At 57.1% G+C, this 13,859-nt stretch carries 14 protein-coding genes; 5 read left to right on the top strand and 9 right to left on the bottom strand.

The annotated features are described in order from the left end of the window. Window positions 1-54: 54 nt before the first annotated feature. Entirely contained in the window at window positions 55-1,026 is a 972-nt protein-coding gene (locus CPJ18_RS17775) for an AraC family transcriptional regulator (protein WP_320188192.1), read from the bottom strand. A 108-nt stretch (window positions 1,027-1,134) separates the two neighbouring features. Here CPJ18_RS17775 and CPJ18_RS17770 point away from each other — a divergent pair, with 108 nt between their 5' ends. Further along, entirely contained in the window at window positions 1,135-2,337 is a 1,203-nt protein-coding gene (locus tag CPJ18_RS17770) for an MFS transporter (protein WP_103659531.1), read from the top strand. 74 nt (window positions 2,338-2,411) lie between these two features. Here CPJ18_RS17770 and CPJ18_RS26620 read toward each other — a convergent pair whose 3' ends face one another. The 6 genes from CPJ18_RS26620 to CPJ18_RS17745 form a co-directional block, all read right to left on the bottom strand. After that, window positions 2,412-2,723, bottom strand: coding sequence for a hypothetical protein (locus CPJ18_RS26620; RefSeq protein ID WP_146258696.1), 312 nt, complete (start codon window positions 2,721-2,723; stop codon window positions 2,412-2,414). A 111-nt stretch (window positions 2,724-2,834) separates the two neighbouring features. Then, on the bottom strand, window positions 2,835-3,800 hold the full coding sequence (corA, locus tag CPJ18_RS17765) for a magnesium/cobalt transporter CorA (RefSeq protein WP_077104370.1): 966 nt from the start codon (window positions 3,798-3,800) through the stop codon (window positions 2,835-2,837). A gap of 143 nt (window positions 3,801-3,943) precedes the next feature. Further along, entirely contained in the window at window positions 3,944-4,972 is a 1,029-nt protein-coding gene (locus CPJ18_RS17760; RefSeq protein ID WP_103659530.1) for a hydroxyacid dehydrogenase, read from the bottom strand. A gap of 42 nt (window positions 4,973-5,014) precedes the next feature. After that, window positions 5,015-5,656: a ThuA domain-containing protein gene (locus CPJ18_RS17755; protein WP_103585960.1), complete on the bottom strand. Its 642-nt coding sequence runs from the start codon at window positions 5,654-5,656 to the stop codon at window positions 5,015-5,017. Between the two features lie 17 nt (window positions 5,657-5,673). Beyond that, on the bottom strand, window positions 5,674-6,774 hold the full coding sequence (locus tag CPJ18_RS17750) for a Gfo/Idh/MocA family protein (RefSeq protein ID WP_103659529.1): 1,101 nt from the start codon (window positions 6,772-6,774) through the stop codon (window positions 5,674-5,676). 37 nt (window positions 6,775-6,811) lie between these two features. After that, window positions 6,812-8,011 carry an ROK family transcriptional regulator gene (locus CPJ18_RS17745; RefSeq protein WP_103659528.1) on the bottom strand — a complete coding sequence of 400 codons (1,200 nt, stop codon included), beginning with the start codon at window positions 8,009-8,011 and terminating at the stop codon, window positions 6,812-6,814. A gap of 241 nt (window positions 8,012-8,252) precedes the next feature. Here CPJ18_RS17745 and CPJ18_RS17740 point away from each other — a divergent pair, with 241 nt between their 5' ends. The 4 genes from CPJ18_RS17740 to CPJ18_RS17725 all read left to right on the top strand — a co-directional run bounded on the left by CPJ18_RS17740 (window position 8,253) and on the right by CPJ18_RS17725 (window position 12,453). Then, the gene (locus CPJ18_RS17740) at window positions 8,253-9,512 is read left to right on the top strand and encodes an ABC transporter substrate-binding protein (protein ID WP_245445443.1); all 1,260 of its coding nucleotides are present in this window, start codon (window positions 8,253-8,255) and stop codon (window positions 9,510-9,512) included. A 74-nt stretch (window positions 9,513-9,586) separates the two neighbouring features. Then, complete coding sequence (locus CPJ18_RS17735) at window positions 9,587-10,525, top strand: carbohydrate ABC transporter permease (RefSeq protein WP_077104360.1); 939 nt, start codon at window positions 9,587-9,589, stop codon at window positions 10,523-10,525. Further along, window positions 10,518-11,366 carry a carbohydrate ABC transporter permease gene (locus tag CPJ18_RS17730; RefSeq protein WP_103659526.1) on the top strand — a complete coding sequence of 283 codons (849 nt, stop codon included), beginning with the start codon at window positions 10,518-10,520 and terminating at the stop codon, window positions 11,364-11,366. Before CPJ18_RS17735 ends, CPJ18_RS17730 begins: the two co-directional genes overlap by 8 nt. 13 nt (window positions 11,367-11,379) lie before the next feature. Next, on the top strand, window positions 11,380-12,453 hold the full coding sequence (locus CPJ18_RS17725) for an ABC transporter ATP-binding protein (RefSeq protein WP_103659706.1): 1,074 nt from the start codon (window positions 11,380-11,382) through the stop codon (window positions 12,451-12,453). 72 nt (window positions 12,454-12,525) lie between these two features. Here the strand turns inward: CPJ18_RS17725 and CPJ18_RS17720 are convergent, their stop codons facing one another. Together CPJ18_RS17720 and CPJ18_RS17715 are read right to left on the bottom strand one after the other, a co-directional pair. After that, window positions 12,526-12,930, bottom strand: a complete 405-nt coding sequence (locus CPJ18_RS17720; protein WP_077118225.1) for a host attachment family protein — start codon at window positions 12,928-12,930, stop codon at window positions 12,526-12,528. 144 nt (window positions 12,931-13,074) lie between these two features. After that, window positions 13,075-13,824: a response regulator transcription factor gene (locus CPJ18_RS17715; protein WP_103659525.1), complete on the bottom strand. Its 750-nt coding sequence runs from the start codon at window positions 13,822-13,824 to the stop codon at window positions 13,075-13,077. Between the last annotated feature and the right edge of the window lie 35 nt (window positions 13,825-13,859).

The raw sequence follows: 13,859 nt of genomic DNA, 5'->3' as shown, positions 1-13,859 counted from the left end.
AGATCGGACGAACTGCCGCTCCAGAGAACCACAGATAACCAACACGATTGAAGGTTAGCCGATGTCAGCGCGGGCCATTCGGTCCATGCTTCCTCGGGCTGTGAGCGATCCCGGCGGGTGCCCGATGATGCGTTTGAAGGCGCGGCTGAAAGCGGCCTGGGATCCGTAGCCGAGTTTGATGGCCGCGGTTTCAATCGGCATATGTTCCTTGCCGATCCATTGCGAAGCAAGGCGCATGCGCAATTCTGTCAGATAGCGCAGCGGCGTGATGCCGGTGACCTCCAGAAACCGTTCGGCAAAGACGGAGCGTGACGCACCCATCTGGTTGGCGAGTTCTGCAAGGGACCAATCATGGCCGGGATTGTTGTGAATGGCCAAAATAACGCGGCCAAGACGAGGATCACGCAATGCTGCAATCCAGCCGGAGGAATCACCGCAGCCGCATTCCACCCACGCCCGCACGATAAAGGCGGCAACCACATCTGCCAGTCGGGCAAGAATGCCTGCGAAACCAGCTCTTTCCTGTCTCGTTTCCCGCTCCATCGCTTCCAGCATCGGCAATAGTTCCGGGTAACGGGTTATGAGGGTGTCGACGAACATGACCTCCGGCATCAAACCGACCAGAGGATGCAGCCCACCCAGGTCGAACTCCATGCAGCCACTGAAAATCAAAACGCGTTTTTCGTTGGGTATATCTGGATTGCAAGCCTTGATATCAGTGACGGAGTTGCAAAGCGGCGCAGCATCGAGCGACCGGATGTTCTTGCAGGGAATGTCAGGACTGGAGATAAGCGAATGCGCGCCACCACGCGGCAACAGAACAGCATCGCCCGTATTCATGGTATGGAGTGTTCCGGCAGGTGATCGCAAATAGACCGGGCCACACGCTACGAAATGAAACTGCGCGCGTCCTTCGACCTCGCCAAAACCCAGACCAAACGGCGCTGTCGCTTCTATTCGACGGTAGTCCAGCCCGACAAGACGCATGCCCATCAGCAATTCACTGATGAGATCAGGATCAGGCAATAATCGATTTTCGGACTTTTGATCAAGCATTGCGGATTATGTGGCATAGAACGTCCGGAAAGTCCAGTTTATGGTCAGCGCATTCTCATCCTCCCAAAGGACCCGACTATGAACCCGACTTTTAATAGCGTTTCCACTGACGCAAGTCCGCAAGCGCCCAACTGGGGTGCCGTAACATCCATGGCGTTGGGCGTTTTCGGACTTGTGACAGCCGAGTTTCTGCCTGCAAGTCTGCTGACGCCCATTGCTGCCGAGCTTGGTATTACTGAAGGTGCCGCCGGACAGGCCGTAACGGTTACCGCCGTCGTCGGCATGGTGGCCAGTCTGCTGATCACGTCCGTCGCCCAACGCATCGACCGACGACACCTCATGATGTTCTTCTCTGCGTTGTTGGTCATTTCCAATCTGATGGTGGCTGCCGCTCCCGGAATGACGGTGCTGTTGATCGGGCGTCTGTTGCTGGGCGTAGCTCTCGGAGGCTTCTGGGCGATGTCGACCGCCATCGTCATCCGGCTGGTGCCGCCTAAAAGCATTCCGCGCGCTTTGTCCATGGTGTTCAGCGGCGTATCGGCAGCGACGATTGTTGCTGCGCCTGTTGGCAGCTATGTGGGTGAGCTTGCGGGCTGGCGTACTGTGTTTGTGTTGACCGCACTGCTGGGGGTCGTTGCCTTCGTTATGCAGTTTCTGACATTACCGAAGCTTGCGCCGACTGGCACGACCAGCGTGAAAACTCTTGGTGTCGTGCTGGCGCGACCCGGTATTGCATTGGGACTTTTGGCTGCAACGCTGGTCTTCGGTGGTCATTTCGCCTTCTTTACCTACCTTCGACCTTATCTTGAGGCGGATATCGGCGCTGGTATTGGAATGGTTTCGGCCTTGCTTCTGGGATTTGGGCTCGCCAATTTCGTTGGAACATTGTTGGCGGGATCGTTGATCAGCCGCAGCCTGAAGTTTTCGCTCGCAGCCTTGCCGCTGTTGATGGCGGTGATTGCGCTGCTGCTCGTCACCACCGAGCCACCACTGCCAATTGCCGCCGTCATGGTCGCCGTCTGGGGCTTCCTGTTCGGTGCGGTTCCGGTCTCTTGGTCGACATGGCTGGCACGCACGATTCCCGACGAAGCTGAAAGTGCAGGCGGGCTTTTGGTTGCTTCTATCCAGTTCGCAATTGCCATGGGTGCCGCCGTCGGCGGGATCATTTACGACCTGAATGGGGCTACGAGTGTCTTCGGCACAAGCGGCCTGGTACTGGCTATTGCAGCCATTGGCATCATTCTCGGCGTTAAGCCGCGGTCCCAGGTCAGCATTGCCTGATATCGTTGAGATATCTTCCAACAAAAAAGCCGGGGCTTGTCCCCGGCTTCATGCGTTATAGCAATTGTCTTACTTTAATTAGGGCAAGCGGTACCAGTGTTGCCGGTCGTTGTAGTGTTGCTGCCCTGTGTCGACTGTGCGCCATTAACACAATTAGTGTTATTGGTGTTGCCGCCGGTACCAGCGCCTGTGCCGGTTGCCGAGTTGTTGGAGCCTGTTCCGGTCGTACCGCCCGCTCCAGTTCCGCTCGTGGAACCGTCAGACGTGCCCGAACCTGCGTTCGATCCACCATTGCCGCCAGATCCTGCTCCGCCACTCGTTCCCTGCGCGACTGCGAGGGATGCAAAGCTCAACGCAAAGACGGTTCCGATAAGATATTTTTTCATTGTGTTTCCTCCAAATTTTTCTGTTGTCTGCACCGTCCTAACCGGATGGGATGAGCAGAGTTCCCGAAAAAGCGGAGTAAATGGTCGGAGGCAGATTCAGGCTGGCTGGCATTATAGCCAGCCAGCCTTTTTGAAGCGCACGTACAAGACCGAACACAGTGTCGCGATGACAGCAAGCACGATGAAGTACCCATATCTGGTCTCTAGTTCGGGCATATTCTTGAAGTTCATGCCGTAGATGCCAGCAATGGCTGTCGGCACTGCCAGAATAGCGGCCCATGCGGCGAGTTGCCGGGTGATCGCGCCTTGCCGTTGCTGCTCGAGCAAATTCGAAGCCTCGAACACGGACGTCATGATTTCCCGCAAGCCGCTAACCATGCCGTCCACACGCCTGATGTGATCGTGAACATCCTTGAAGAACGGTTGGACATTTTCATCCACGCAGGGAAGTTCGAGGTGGCTCAGCTTGCCGACGACTTCCGCCATTGGGCCGAGGATGCGCTGAAAGCGGATGACCTGCCGGCGCATTCTGAAAATGCGTCTGATCTGCTCAGGCTGTAGCAAAGACATCAGGATGTGCTTTTCCAGCTCCAGAACCTTGTCTTCCAGCGTTTCCACCATGGGCAGGTAACCATCTACGACAAAGTCGATGATGCCGTGGAGCACGTAATCCGGCCCCTGCCGTAGCAGCCTCGACGAATGCTCGAGTTGCTCGCGCAATTCCTTATGCGCACGGGCGGAGCCATGTCTGACAGAGATAAGGTGGTTTGAGCCAACAAAGATAGACGTCTCGCCATAGGCAATCTTGTCGCCTTCGAGGTGGGCCGTTTTGACGACCACAAAAAGCTGGTCGCCGTAAACATCGACTTTTGGCACCTGCCTGCCATTGAGTGCATCTTCGACCGCCAGAGGATGCAGGCCGAACATGGCTTTCAGATCGGACATTTCCTCGGCGGTTGGATCAACCAGTCCGATCCAGACGAATTCGCCGTCTTTGGCTTCGAATGCCGTCGAGGTCAGTTGTACCTCTTCGGCGCGTTTACCGTCCCGGTAAAGATAAGATGCTAGAATTGTCATTGGAGCCTGTGTGCGGAATGAAAATGCGGACTTCCAAAAACGCGCAGAGCGGATAATCGCTCCCTGACCGCCTCCTGAAAGTTCAGGGGCGACGATAGGGGTAACGATTGCGGAAGTCTCGACTTTTCAAAACGAGAACTGAATTATGAAACACTGACTGGCTTTGAGCGAAGTCTGCTGGCTGTGGCAGGATCGGCGCGTCGGCAGAGCTGGGGCGGCAGGCCTTTCATGATAAGCTCCGCGTCTGCGACTGCCATGGAACCCAGTCTGTAGAACGCATCGAGGGTGCCGCCGGTGCGGTGCGCGGAAAGCAGCAGGCCGGGGATCGAACGGACAGGATCATCCGCCGCCACTGGCTCATCGGGAAAGACATCGGTCGCAGCGCGAATGTGGCCGGATTTGACGGCTTCGAGCATAGCAGGGAAATCCACCACTGCCGCACGGCTCATCAGCAGGAAAGCCGAACCCGGCTGCATGGCGTCGAATTGGCGTTTTCCGATAAAACCCTGATTTTCGCTGGTCACGCTGGCAAAGACATAGACCACGCGGGATTTGGAAAAGACCTCGTCCAGCGTGCTGGGAATACAGTCCAGACGCTCGATGATTTCCTGCGGCAGCCATGGATCGTAGACATGGACCGCGTTCTTGAACGGGCGGGTCAGCTCGCGCAATTCGCGCCCCAGATCCCCGAAGCCGATGATGCCGATGGGCGCACCGGCATAGCGGAACGTATCGACGTTTCCGGCGAGGCCGTATTCCTCGGTTCCCTCGCGGAACTGGCGGTCAGCGAGGGTTATGCCGCGCGCGAGATCGAGCGCCATGCCAAGCGATGCTTCCGCGACGGGGGAGGAAAAAGCCGAGGCGGGTGCGATGACCCAGATGCCGCGCTCGACGCAGGCCTGATAGTCGATATTCGGCAGAAAGTTCGATTCCACATTGATGATTGCCTTGAGCTTCGGTGCGCGATCCAGCCGTTCTTTCGGCATGTCGGTCTGGCCGAAGATCAGGACGGTATCGGGAAGAAGGGCATCCACCTGTTCCGCAGGCATCTGCCGATCTTCCGAAATGACAAGTTCACCCAGCTTTTCCAGCCGCGCGCGAGCATCGGGCTCCATGATCAGTTCAAGGGTCCGCGGCAGCGGATCGACCAGCACGATGTTGCGACCTGTCATGATACCTCCCAGTACGGGACGGTATCTTCCGTCCCGATTTCGCTACCGCGCGGCCCAGTTTGCGCCACGACGGAAGATTTCCCGCATTTGCGGTACTTCGAACTCTTTCGCCACATGGCCGAGCGCCGAATAGAACACGCGGCCCTTGCCGTAGTTCCGCTTCCACGCCACCGGCATCACCACGCCGTCGATCCACCATGCATGATCACCGGTAAAGGTGGTCGTCGCCAGCACCTCGTTGGATGGATCGACATGCATATAATACTGTTCGGACGTGTAAGGAAAGTCGGTGATCCCTTTCATGATAGGGTCATCCGGCTTGGTGATGTTGACCGTGTAATCGATGATGTTGCCGGGATGCGCGACCCATTGGCCGCCGATCATGAACTGGTATTCCACGCATTCGCGGAAACTGTCACCCGCGCCACCGTGGTAACCTGCAATGCCCACGCCGTTTTCGACGGCGGCGGCAAGGTTCTTGATCTCTTCCTTCTCGATCTTGGACATGGTGACAATCGGCACCACGAGGCTCAGATCATGTACGGATGGGTCCGCGAAGGCCTCGGTGCTGTGCTCGACATAGACCTTGAAACCTTCTTCCTCCAGAAGATCCTTGATGATGACAGAGCATTCCTGCGGTTCGTGACCGCTCCATCCGCCCCAGACTATCAGTGCTTCACGCATTTCATTCCTCCTTGAAATTATTTGCCGATCTGGCCGTCAACCAGCGATTCCGCCAACGGTGCTGGACGATCAACGGCTGTGGTAATGGTGATGGTCGTGCCGGTGTCTGATGCGCTCTGGAACGCTTCCATCACCTCCAGCACATGCAACGCGAGATCGCCATTGGCGCGGTGCTGCCGGTTGGAGCGGATGGCATGCGCCATATCAGCGACGCCGATGGAGCGGTAATTGCCATCCGCATAGGGCGATGAAAGGTCCTGATTTTCGAACTGCCCACCCTTCTTTAGAAGCTGCACTTCGCCACCGAAATGGTTGGGGTCGGGTACAATAAGCGTGCCTTCGGTACCATAGAGTTCCAGCGGCACATGCTTGTGTCCTGCCACATCGAAGCTCATGCCGACCTGCACCACCGCACCGTTCTGGAACGCCAAAGCACCGGCCACGTGGGTGGCAATCTGCACCGGTATCTTTTCGCCATTGCGCGGCTCGCTGGTAATCAGCCGCTCCGTGCGTGGCGAGAAGGCAAAGCCCGCGACCTTGGCGACCGGGCCGAACAGATTGACGAGATCGGTGATGTAATAGGGCCCCATATCCAGCATCGGCCCGCCACCAACTTCGTAATAAAAAGCGGGGTTGGGGTGCCAGCGCTCATGGCCGGGGCACATGAAAGTGGCGGTTCCACCGACGGGCATGCCGAGAACGCCTTGGTCGATCAGCGTACGTGCCGTCTGATGGCCGCCGCCAAGAAATGTGTCGGGGGCAGCGCCGATCCGCAGGTTCTTCGCCTTGGCAGCTTCTGCCAGCTTTTTGCCTTCCGCGAAATTGATGCCGAGCGGTTTTTCGGAATAGGTGTGCTTGCCCGCCTCCATCGCCCGCAACGCCACCTCGACATGCGCCTTGGGGATCGTCAGATTGACGATGATTTCGATGTCCGGGTCTGCAAACAGCTCATCCACCGTCCGGGCCGTGAGGTTGAATTCATCGGCCTTGGCCTTTGCCATCTCCGCATTCATGTCGGCCACGCCGCGAATGTCCAAAATGGGAAAGGATGCCATCGCTTTTAGATAAGCACCGGAAATATTGCCGCATCCGATGATGCCTATGCCGACTTTCTTCATGTTCTCTCTCCCGTCATGATGTGAACCCGCTCACTCCTCAGAGAGCAGGACCCGTGGTGTTCCACGGCGACTCGTAAAGCTCGTAAAGTGCTACAGCAGCAGCCCCTTGCGCCCACAATTCGTCGCTCGATTTGTCGAAAACCAGCTCCGCCACGCCTTGCAAGGAAGGCGGCACGGAGGCTTCGTAGGCGGTGCGAATGCTGTCGATGAAGGGTGCGCCAAGCTCAAGGCTCGACCCGACGATGATGACCCGTGGCGGCGCAAACAGCGTGACGATATTGGCGAGCGTCAGCCCGATGGCCGCACCCGCCCGCTCGGCAGCGGCAATGAGGTCATTATCCTTCGCCAGCACCAGCGTCTGCGCATGTTGCATGCCTCGGCCCAACCGAATGGCCTCTGCAAAGCGCCCATCAGCGGGGCGTGAACCCAGAATTGCATTCTCACCTGCATGGCTGGCAAGCCGCACGGTGCCTTCCGGGCTGGCGACCAGCACGAGATCGCCGAGATTGTGGCTGAGGCCACCGGCACCGCGAAACAGATCGTTCCGGTGCAGCACGCCCAGCCCCAAAGTCTGCTCCAGCGAGATCAGCACCATGTCTTCCAGGTCCCGCGCCTTGCCGAACCAATGGTGGCCGAGCGTCACGGCATGGGCGTCGCTTTCTATGATGGTCGGTGTGCCGAAACGCGCCGTCATCTCATCCGCAAAGTTGATATTGACCTCCCGCAGCACGGGACTGGAGCGGATTTTCCCCGTGCGGTGTTCGATAACGCCGGGCAGACCGAGGCAGACCATATCGACATCTTCAAGCGATAGACCGGCATCTACCACGCAGCGCCGCACCCCATCCTCGATCAGATCGGCGATGACGCCAATCGGCTGGCGGTCGATGCGGATCGGCAGCGCAAGCGTGGACAGCACATTGCCGCAGAAATCCGTGACCACGAACACCATACGGCTCGCTGCGATCTTCGCACCCACGACACGGGCCGCATCCGGGTTGAGTTCCAGCATCACCCGGGGACGGCCACGCGCGCCTTCGGTCCTTATATCACCCAGATGCCGCGACAGAATTAGCCCGTCATCCAGCAGCGAAGCGGTAATCGCCGAGACGGTCGTCGTGGAAAGCTGCGTTCTTTCGCTGATCTCCACACGTGAGATCGGCCCGTGACGACGGACGGTATCAAGGACGTTCAGGCGATTGATCGCGCGCATCAGTTCCGGGTCTGCGGTCTTCATGATTTCCAGTCGCGATCAAGCCAATGTCTGAGGCGGTATTTATATCGGATTGCGGATTAAATAACCGGGTCAGATGGGGGTGTGTCAAGCGCAAAGCTGAAAATATCAGCAATATGCCTTGACATTGAGCGCGTCCTTATATGAATTAATCCGCATTGGGGAATAATTGGTGAGGAACGTCCCCGGGAGGAATACCATCATGACCGATAAGCACGCAGGCGCAAGCCTGAGCGGCAAGTGGATGTCGTTTGCCGCGACCACAGCCATCACATTCATGCTCGGCACAGCCAGCGCATCTGCGGCGACCGTGGTCAAATGGATGCATGTGGAACTCGATCCGAAAGCCGTGGCCGTCTGGGAGGAGATTGCCAAGGATTTCGAAGCGAAACATCCGGATGTCGATGTTCAGCTGCAATTCCTGGAGAATGAAGCGTTCAAGGCAAAGCTGCCGACGCTGCTGCAATCCAACGACGTACCCGACTTTTTCTACAGCTGGGGCGGTGGCGTGCTGGAAGAGCAGTCCAAAACCGGCGCATTGAAAGATCTCTCCGAGGTTTTCGATGCCGATGGCGGCAAAATTCGCAACGCTTACAACCCCGCCGCCGTCGATGGCTTCTCCTTTGATGGCAAGGTCTGGGCCGTGCCGTTCAAGGTCAGCCTCGTCAGCTTCTTCTATAATAAAGCGCTTTTCGCCAAGGCTGGCGTGAAGGCTGATGACATCAAGTCCTGGGACGATCTGGGCAACGCCGTCAAAACCATCAAGGCAGCGGGCATCGTACCAATTGCCGGTGGTGGCGGTGAGAAATGGCCGATCCACTTCTACTGGAGCTACCTCGTCATGCGCAATGGCGGACAGCCGGTGTTCGATGCGGCCCGCAAGGGTGAAGGCAAAGGCTTCATGGATCCAGCCATCATCAAGGCTGGTGAACAGCTGGCGGAATTCGGCAAGCTCGAACCCTTCCAGCCCGGCTATCTCGGCTCCACATGGCCGCAGGCACTCGGCGTGTTCGGTGATGGCAAGGCCGCGATGATCCTCGGCTTCGACAATACCGAAGCCAACCAGCGCAAGAATGCCGGTGACGGCAAGGGCCTTGCACAAGACAATATCGGTCGCTTCGCTTTTCCAGCCGTTGAAGGCGGCGCGGGCAAGGCAACAGATACGCTCGGTGGCTTGAACGGCTGGGCCGTCACGAAGAATGCCTCCAAGGAAGCCATCGAATTCGCCACCTTCATGACCAATACGGAAAACGAAAAGAAGATGGCCAAGGCCGGCATGATCCTGCCGGTCGCTGTCGGTGCCAACGAAGCCGTGACAAACCCGCTGCTGGCCAGCTCTGCCAAGCAGCTTTCCGAGTCCACCTGGCACCAGAACTTCTTCGACCAGACATTGGGTGCAGCCGTTGGCCGCGTCGTCAATGACGTCTCCGTCGAAATCGTCTCGGGTCAGATGACATCCGAAGAAGGTGCCCAGCAGATTCAGGATGCCTTCGAGCTTCGCTGATCCCGCCTGAACGACAGGACGCCGCCGAGTGATTGCGGCGTCCTTCGCCCCGCGTGAAACCGAAAGCGGACATGATGACGAATATTTCCATCAATGCAGCACCCGCATTGGCCAAACCCTTGACGAAGCTGAAGCGCAAGCAAAGCTCGGTCGCCCACGACCGCGCTTTGACGCTACTCATCTTCCTGCCACCGGCACTTCTTCTCTTTACCCTCTTCGTCATCCTGCCGATGGGCGAAGCGGCCTGGTACAGTCTCTATCGCTGGAACGGTTATGGCACGCCCACTGATTTCATCGGGCTGAAGAACTTTCAGGTGCTATTCGGCAACGCTGCCTTCTCGCAGGCACTGATCAACAACGCGCTGATCATCGTGATTTCGATCTGCATCCAGATCCCGCTGGCCATCTGGCTGGCAACGATGCTGGCGCATAAAATTCCGGGCGTCGTTGCCTTCCGCCTCGTCTTCTTCCTGCCCTATGTCCTGGCAGATGTCGCCGCAGGCCTGATCTGGCGCTTCGTCTATGATGGCGATTACGGCCTCTTTGCCGCCATCTCCAACTTCTTCGGCTTCGCCAACCCTTATGTGCTGGCGGACAAGGATGTGGCGATCTATGCAGTGCTGGCCGTTATCGTCTGGAAATATTTCGGCTTCCACATGATGCTGTTCATCGCCGGACTGCAATCGGTCGACAAGAACGTGCTGGAAGCGGCAGAAATCGATGGTGCCACCGGCTGGCAGAAGTTTCGTTATGTCACGCTGCCGATGCTCGGCTCCACCGTGCGTCTGTCCATCTTCTTTGCCGTGATCGGCTCGCTTCAGCTCTTCGACATGATCATGCCGTTGACCGGTGGCGGTCCGTCCAACTCCACGCAGACCATGGTGACCTTCCTTTATACCTACGGCGTCATGCGCATGCAGGTCGGTCTTGGCAGTGCGGTCGGCGTGGTGCTCTTTGTCATCTGCGTCACGCTCGCCTTTGGTTACAAAAGGATTTTCATGCGCCATGACTGATACGTCCACATCCATCCGCGTGAGCACGCAAACGAAGCTCTATCTCTATGTATCGCTCGGCCTCATCGCGGCCATCGTGCTGGTGCCGCTTTTGACGACAGCGCTCGGCGGCTTCAAGACGCTGGGGGATCTGCGCGTGAACCCCTTTGGCCTGCCAGCTGAATGGCAATGGTCCAATTACGGCGATATTCTTTTAGGCAAGCGCTACTGGCTGCAAATCTTCAATTCGCTGGTCATTGCCGTTCTTACCGTGTTCCTCACGCTGGTCGTCTCGGCCATGGCGGCCTTCACCTTCGCGCATGTAAAATTCTTCGGCTCCAATTTCCTGCTGAATTACTTCCTGCTGGGGCTGATGTTTCCAGCCGCCACGGCCATCCTGCCACTCTTCATCCGCATCCGCGATCTTGGCCTGCTGGATACCTATTGGGGCGTCGTGCTGCCGCAGGTGGCATTTGGGTTGGGCATGAGCATTCTGCTGTTTCGCAACTATTTCAGAAACCTGCCGGATGAACTGTTTCAGGCGGCCTTCGTGGATGGCTGCGGATACCTGAAATTCTTCTGGTACATTTCCATGCCGCTCTCGCGTCCCATCATCGCAACGGTAGGCATCGTCTCCTTCGTGGGGAGCTGGAACAGCTATATCCTGCCGCTCATCATGCTCAATTCGGAATCGAAATACCCATGGCCGCTCGGCATCATGGTCTATCGCGGTGAATTCGGCACGGAATGGCAGCTGGTTCTCGCCTTTATCACCATGACGATCCTGCCCACCATCATCGTCTTTTTCCTAGCACAGAAACACATCATTGCGGGTCTGACGGCTGGTGCCGTCAAGTCCTGATCAGGAGCAGAACATGGCATCCGTCGAACTCAGAGATATCCGCAAGTCCTACGGCGCGCTTGGTGTCATTCACGGCATTTCGCTGGAGATTGCCGATGGCGAATTCATCGCGCTCGTCGGCCCGTCAGGCTGCGGCAAGTCCACGCTGTTGCGCATGATTGCGGGGCTGGAAGAGATCACCGATGGCGACATCATGATTGGCGGCAATGTCGTGAACGAGATGACGCCGCGGGAACGCAACATCGCCATGGTGTTCCAGTCCTATGCGCTCTACCCGCATATGACGGTGGCCGAAAACATGGGCTTCAACCTCAAGATCGCAGGTCAGCCGAAAGCCGTCATCGATGAGCGCGTAGCCGAAGCCGCGCGCATGCTCGATCTCGCCAGCCTTCTCGAGCGCAAACCATCGCAGCTCTCCGGCGGCCAGCGCCAGCGCGTCGCTATGGGCCGCGCCGTCGTGCGCAATCCCGCCGTCTTCCTGTTCGATGAGCCGTTGTCCAATCTCGACGCCAAGCTGCGCGTACAGATGCGGAGCGAAATTAAGACTTTGCATCAGAAGGTCGGCACCACATCGATCTACGTCACCCATGACCAGATCGAAGCCATGACGCTGGCCGACCGTGTCGTCGTCCTCAACCAGGGCCGCATCGAGCAGCAGGGCACGCCGCTGGTGCTTTACAAGACACCCGCCAACCTCTTCGTCGCCGCCTTCATCGGCTCCCCCGCCATGAACCTCATCGAATGCATCGTCGATGGAGAGGAGGGCGCACCTGCCGCCCGTCTCGATGATGGCACGGCCATTCGTATTTCACCGGACCGCAAGGTCAAGCGCGGCCAGCCAGTAACAATAGGTCTCCGGCCCGAACATTTTGCCATGGGCGGCAGTGGGGATGTGGCGGTTAAGGGGCAGACGTTGCTGGTAGAACCGACCGGCGCGCAGACGCATGTCATCTTCGATCTGGCCGGGCATCACGTCACGGCGGTGGTGGATGGCGAGCAAATGGTTCGTACCAATACGCTCTTTGCCGCAAACATCAGCCATGAACGTGTTCATGTGTTCGACCGAGCATCAGGTCTGGCGCTCTGAAAAACAGGAAAATACTCTAAAGTCGGAAAATAGAAATGGAGCGGCGCGAACCGCTCCATTTAACATGATGTCTTACGCAGCAGCGAGTGCTTTTTCGATGTCTTGAATCGAGTGGCCGGTCAGGTCCTTGTCGAGTTCACCCAACAAAACGTCCGATAGCGACTTATGATAACCCTTGCGCATCTCACCAAGAGTGCGAGGTGCAGCGACGACGATCAATCCCTTGATGTTACCGCCGAGAACTTTCTTGTTCAGCATTTCGGCAATACCGGCACTGAAGCCGTCTTCATCCTGCTGGCTGTCATCAGGATTTGCGGAGCTGCTGGAGTGACGTGCACCGGAGGGAATTTTGGAGCTGTCCACGTCCGCATCTGGAAGTGCTTTCAGCTTCACATTCTGTGCATCGCCCTCATTCTTGAAGAGGCTGAGCTTTTCGCCGTCAGCTACTGCGACAACTGTATTCTGTGGAATGTCCATAATCTTCTCCCAATATTGTCATTCAAAGCGTGGTCATTTTGGACCTGGCTTGCTTTGAATAACCAGTCGGGGAAGAATCCGTTCCTTGTTGGCTGCATTCGACAAAGATCGCGCCCGAAATCCTAGTGCTTGCTTTATGCAGGCCTAGCGAAAAATGATCTTGGCAGAGAGTTGAAAGCCGGAACCATGGATGACCTGTATCGGCAATTCCGTCCCAGCGTCTCGTGCCTTTACGCGCAAACGCTGCAAGACGGCATCGAGACTCCGTGTGTCCAGAATCGTCTCATATCCCATGGCAAGGCCGAGTTCGGCGCGGGAAATGATACGCCCGCTCTCTTCTGCAAGTTTGGAAATCAGCGCGGCCTCACGTCCGGATAATTTCATGGCTTTGCCCTGCGGGGGGACCAGACGTTGGCCGATACGGTCGATGGACCAGCTGCCTGTCGGTTGAGGGGCCTCTTTGGGCGTCTTGACGTTTTGCCTGAGCCGCTCTGCCAGATTTTTGACCGCAAAAACCAGTTCGTCGCCGTCAACCGGCTTGGTCAAATACAGGTTCGCGCCTTCGGCGTAGCCTCGAAGCTTGTCATCCCGCAATGTGCGGGCAGTGAGCATGATTATGCCTAGATTTGTGGTTTTCTTGACGCGCTGTGCAATGTCAAATCCGCTGATATCAGGCAAGTTGACATCGATAATTGCGACATCGAAAGCATCGGTACCAAATGCCAGATCAAATTCCTTGCCACTACCAACTTCCGTCACTGCAAAGGAATTCAGACGGAGAAAATCAGTCAGTCCTTGCTTGAGGTCGAGATCGTCTTCAACCAGGATCACGCGAACCGGCTCATTTCCGGCCTGCCGCGTAACATGAGATCGCGAGGTGGACTGTTGGGGCATCGAACTGACTTTTACTATGTAAATTGTGCGAAGCG

Origin of the sequence: Agrobacterium rosae, assembly GCF_002915175.1 — a bacterium.
Classification (GTDB): Bacteria; Pseudomonadota; Alphaproteobacteria; order Rhizobiales; family Rhizobiaceae; genus Agrobacterium; species Agrobacterium rosae.
The sequence above is the reverse complement of the archived record's forward strand: the minus strand, read 5'-3'. Positions and strand labels throughout refer to the sequence as shown.

What these genes read in the sequence shown, in the direction of transcription:
- CPJ18_RS17750 (WP_103659529.1), bottom strand. Translation starts at nt 6,774, where the DNA reads ATGAAGAAAGTCGGCATAGGCATCATCGGATGCGGCAATATTTCCGGT.
- CPJ18_RS26620 (WP_146258696.1), bottom strand. Translation starts at nt 2,723, where the DNA reads ATGAAAAAATATCTTATCGGAACCGTCTTTGCGTTGAGCTTTGCATCC.
- CPJ18_RS17720 (WP_077118225.1), bottom strand. Translation starts at nt 12,930, where the DNA reads ATGGACATTCCACAGAATACAGTTGTCGCAGTAGCTGACGGCGAAAAG.
- CPJ18_RS17770 (WP_103659531.1), top strand. Translation starts at nt 1,135, where the DNA reads ATGAACCCGACTTTTAATAGCGTTTCCACTGACGCAAGTCCGCAAGCG.
- corA (WP_077104370.1), bottom strand. Translation starts at nt 3,800, where the DNA reads ATGACAATTCTAGCATCTTATCTTTACCGGGACGGTAAACGCGCCGAA.
- CPJ18_RS17730 (WP_103659526.1), top strand. Translation starts at nt 10,518, where the DNA reads ATGACTGATACGTCCACATCCATCCGCGTGAGCACGCAAACGAAGCTC.
- CPJ18_RS17760 (WP_103659530.1), bottom strand. Translation starts at nt 4,972, where the DNA reads ATGACAGGTCGCAACATCGTGCTGGTCGATCCGCTGCCGCGGACCCTT.
- CPJ18_RS17755 (WP_103585960.1), bottom strand. Translation starts at nt 5,656, where the DNA reads ATGCGTGAAGCACTGATAGTCTGGGGCGGATGGAGCGGTCACGAACCG.
- CPJ18_RS17740 (WP_245445443.1), top strand. Translation starts at nt 8,253, where the DNA reads ATGTCGTTTGCCGCGACCACAGCCATCACATTCATGCTCGGCACAGCC.
- CPJ18_RS17725 (WP_103659706.1), top strand. Translation starts at nt 11,380, where the DNA reads ATGGCATCCGTCGAACTCAGAGATATCCGCAAGTCCTACGGCGCGCTT.
- CPJ18_RS17715 (WP_103659525.1), bottom strand. Translation starts at nt 13,824, where the DNA reads ATGCCCCAACAGTCCACCTCGCGATCTCATGTTACGCGGCAGGCCGGA.
- CPJ18_RS17735 (WP_077104360.1), top strand. Translation starts at nt 9,587, where the DNA reads ATGACGAATATTTCCATCAATGCAGCACCCGCATTGGCCAAACCCTTG.
- CPJ18_RS17745 (WP_103659528.1), bottom strand. Translation starts at nt 8,011, where the DNA reads ATGAAGACCGCAGACCCGGAACTGATGCGCGCGATCAATCGCCTGAAC.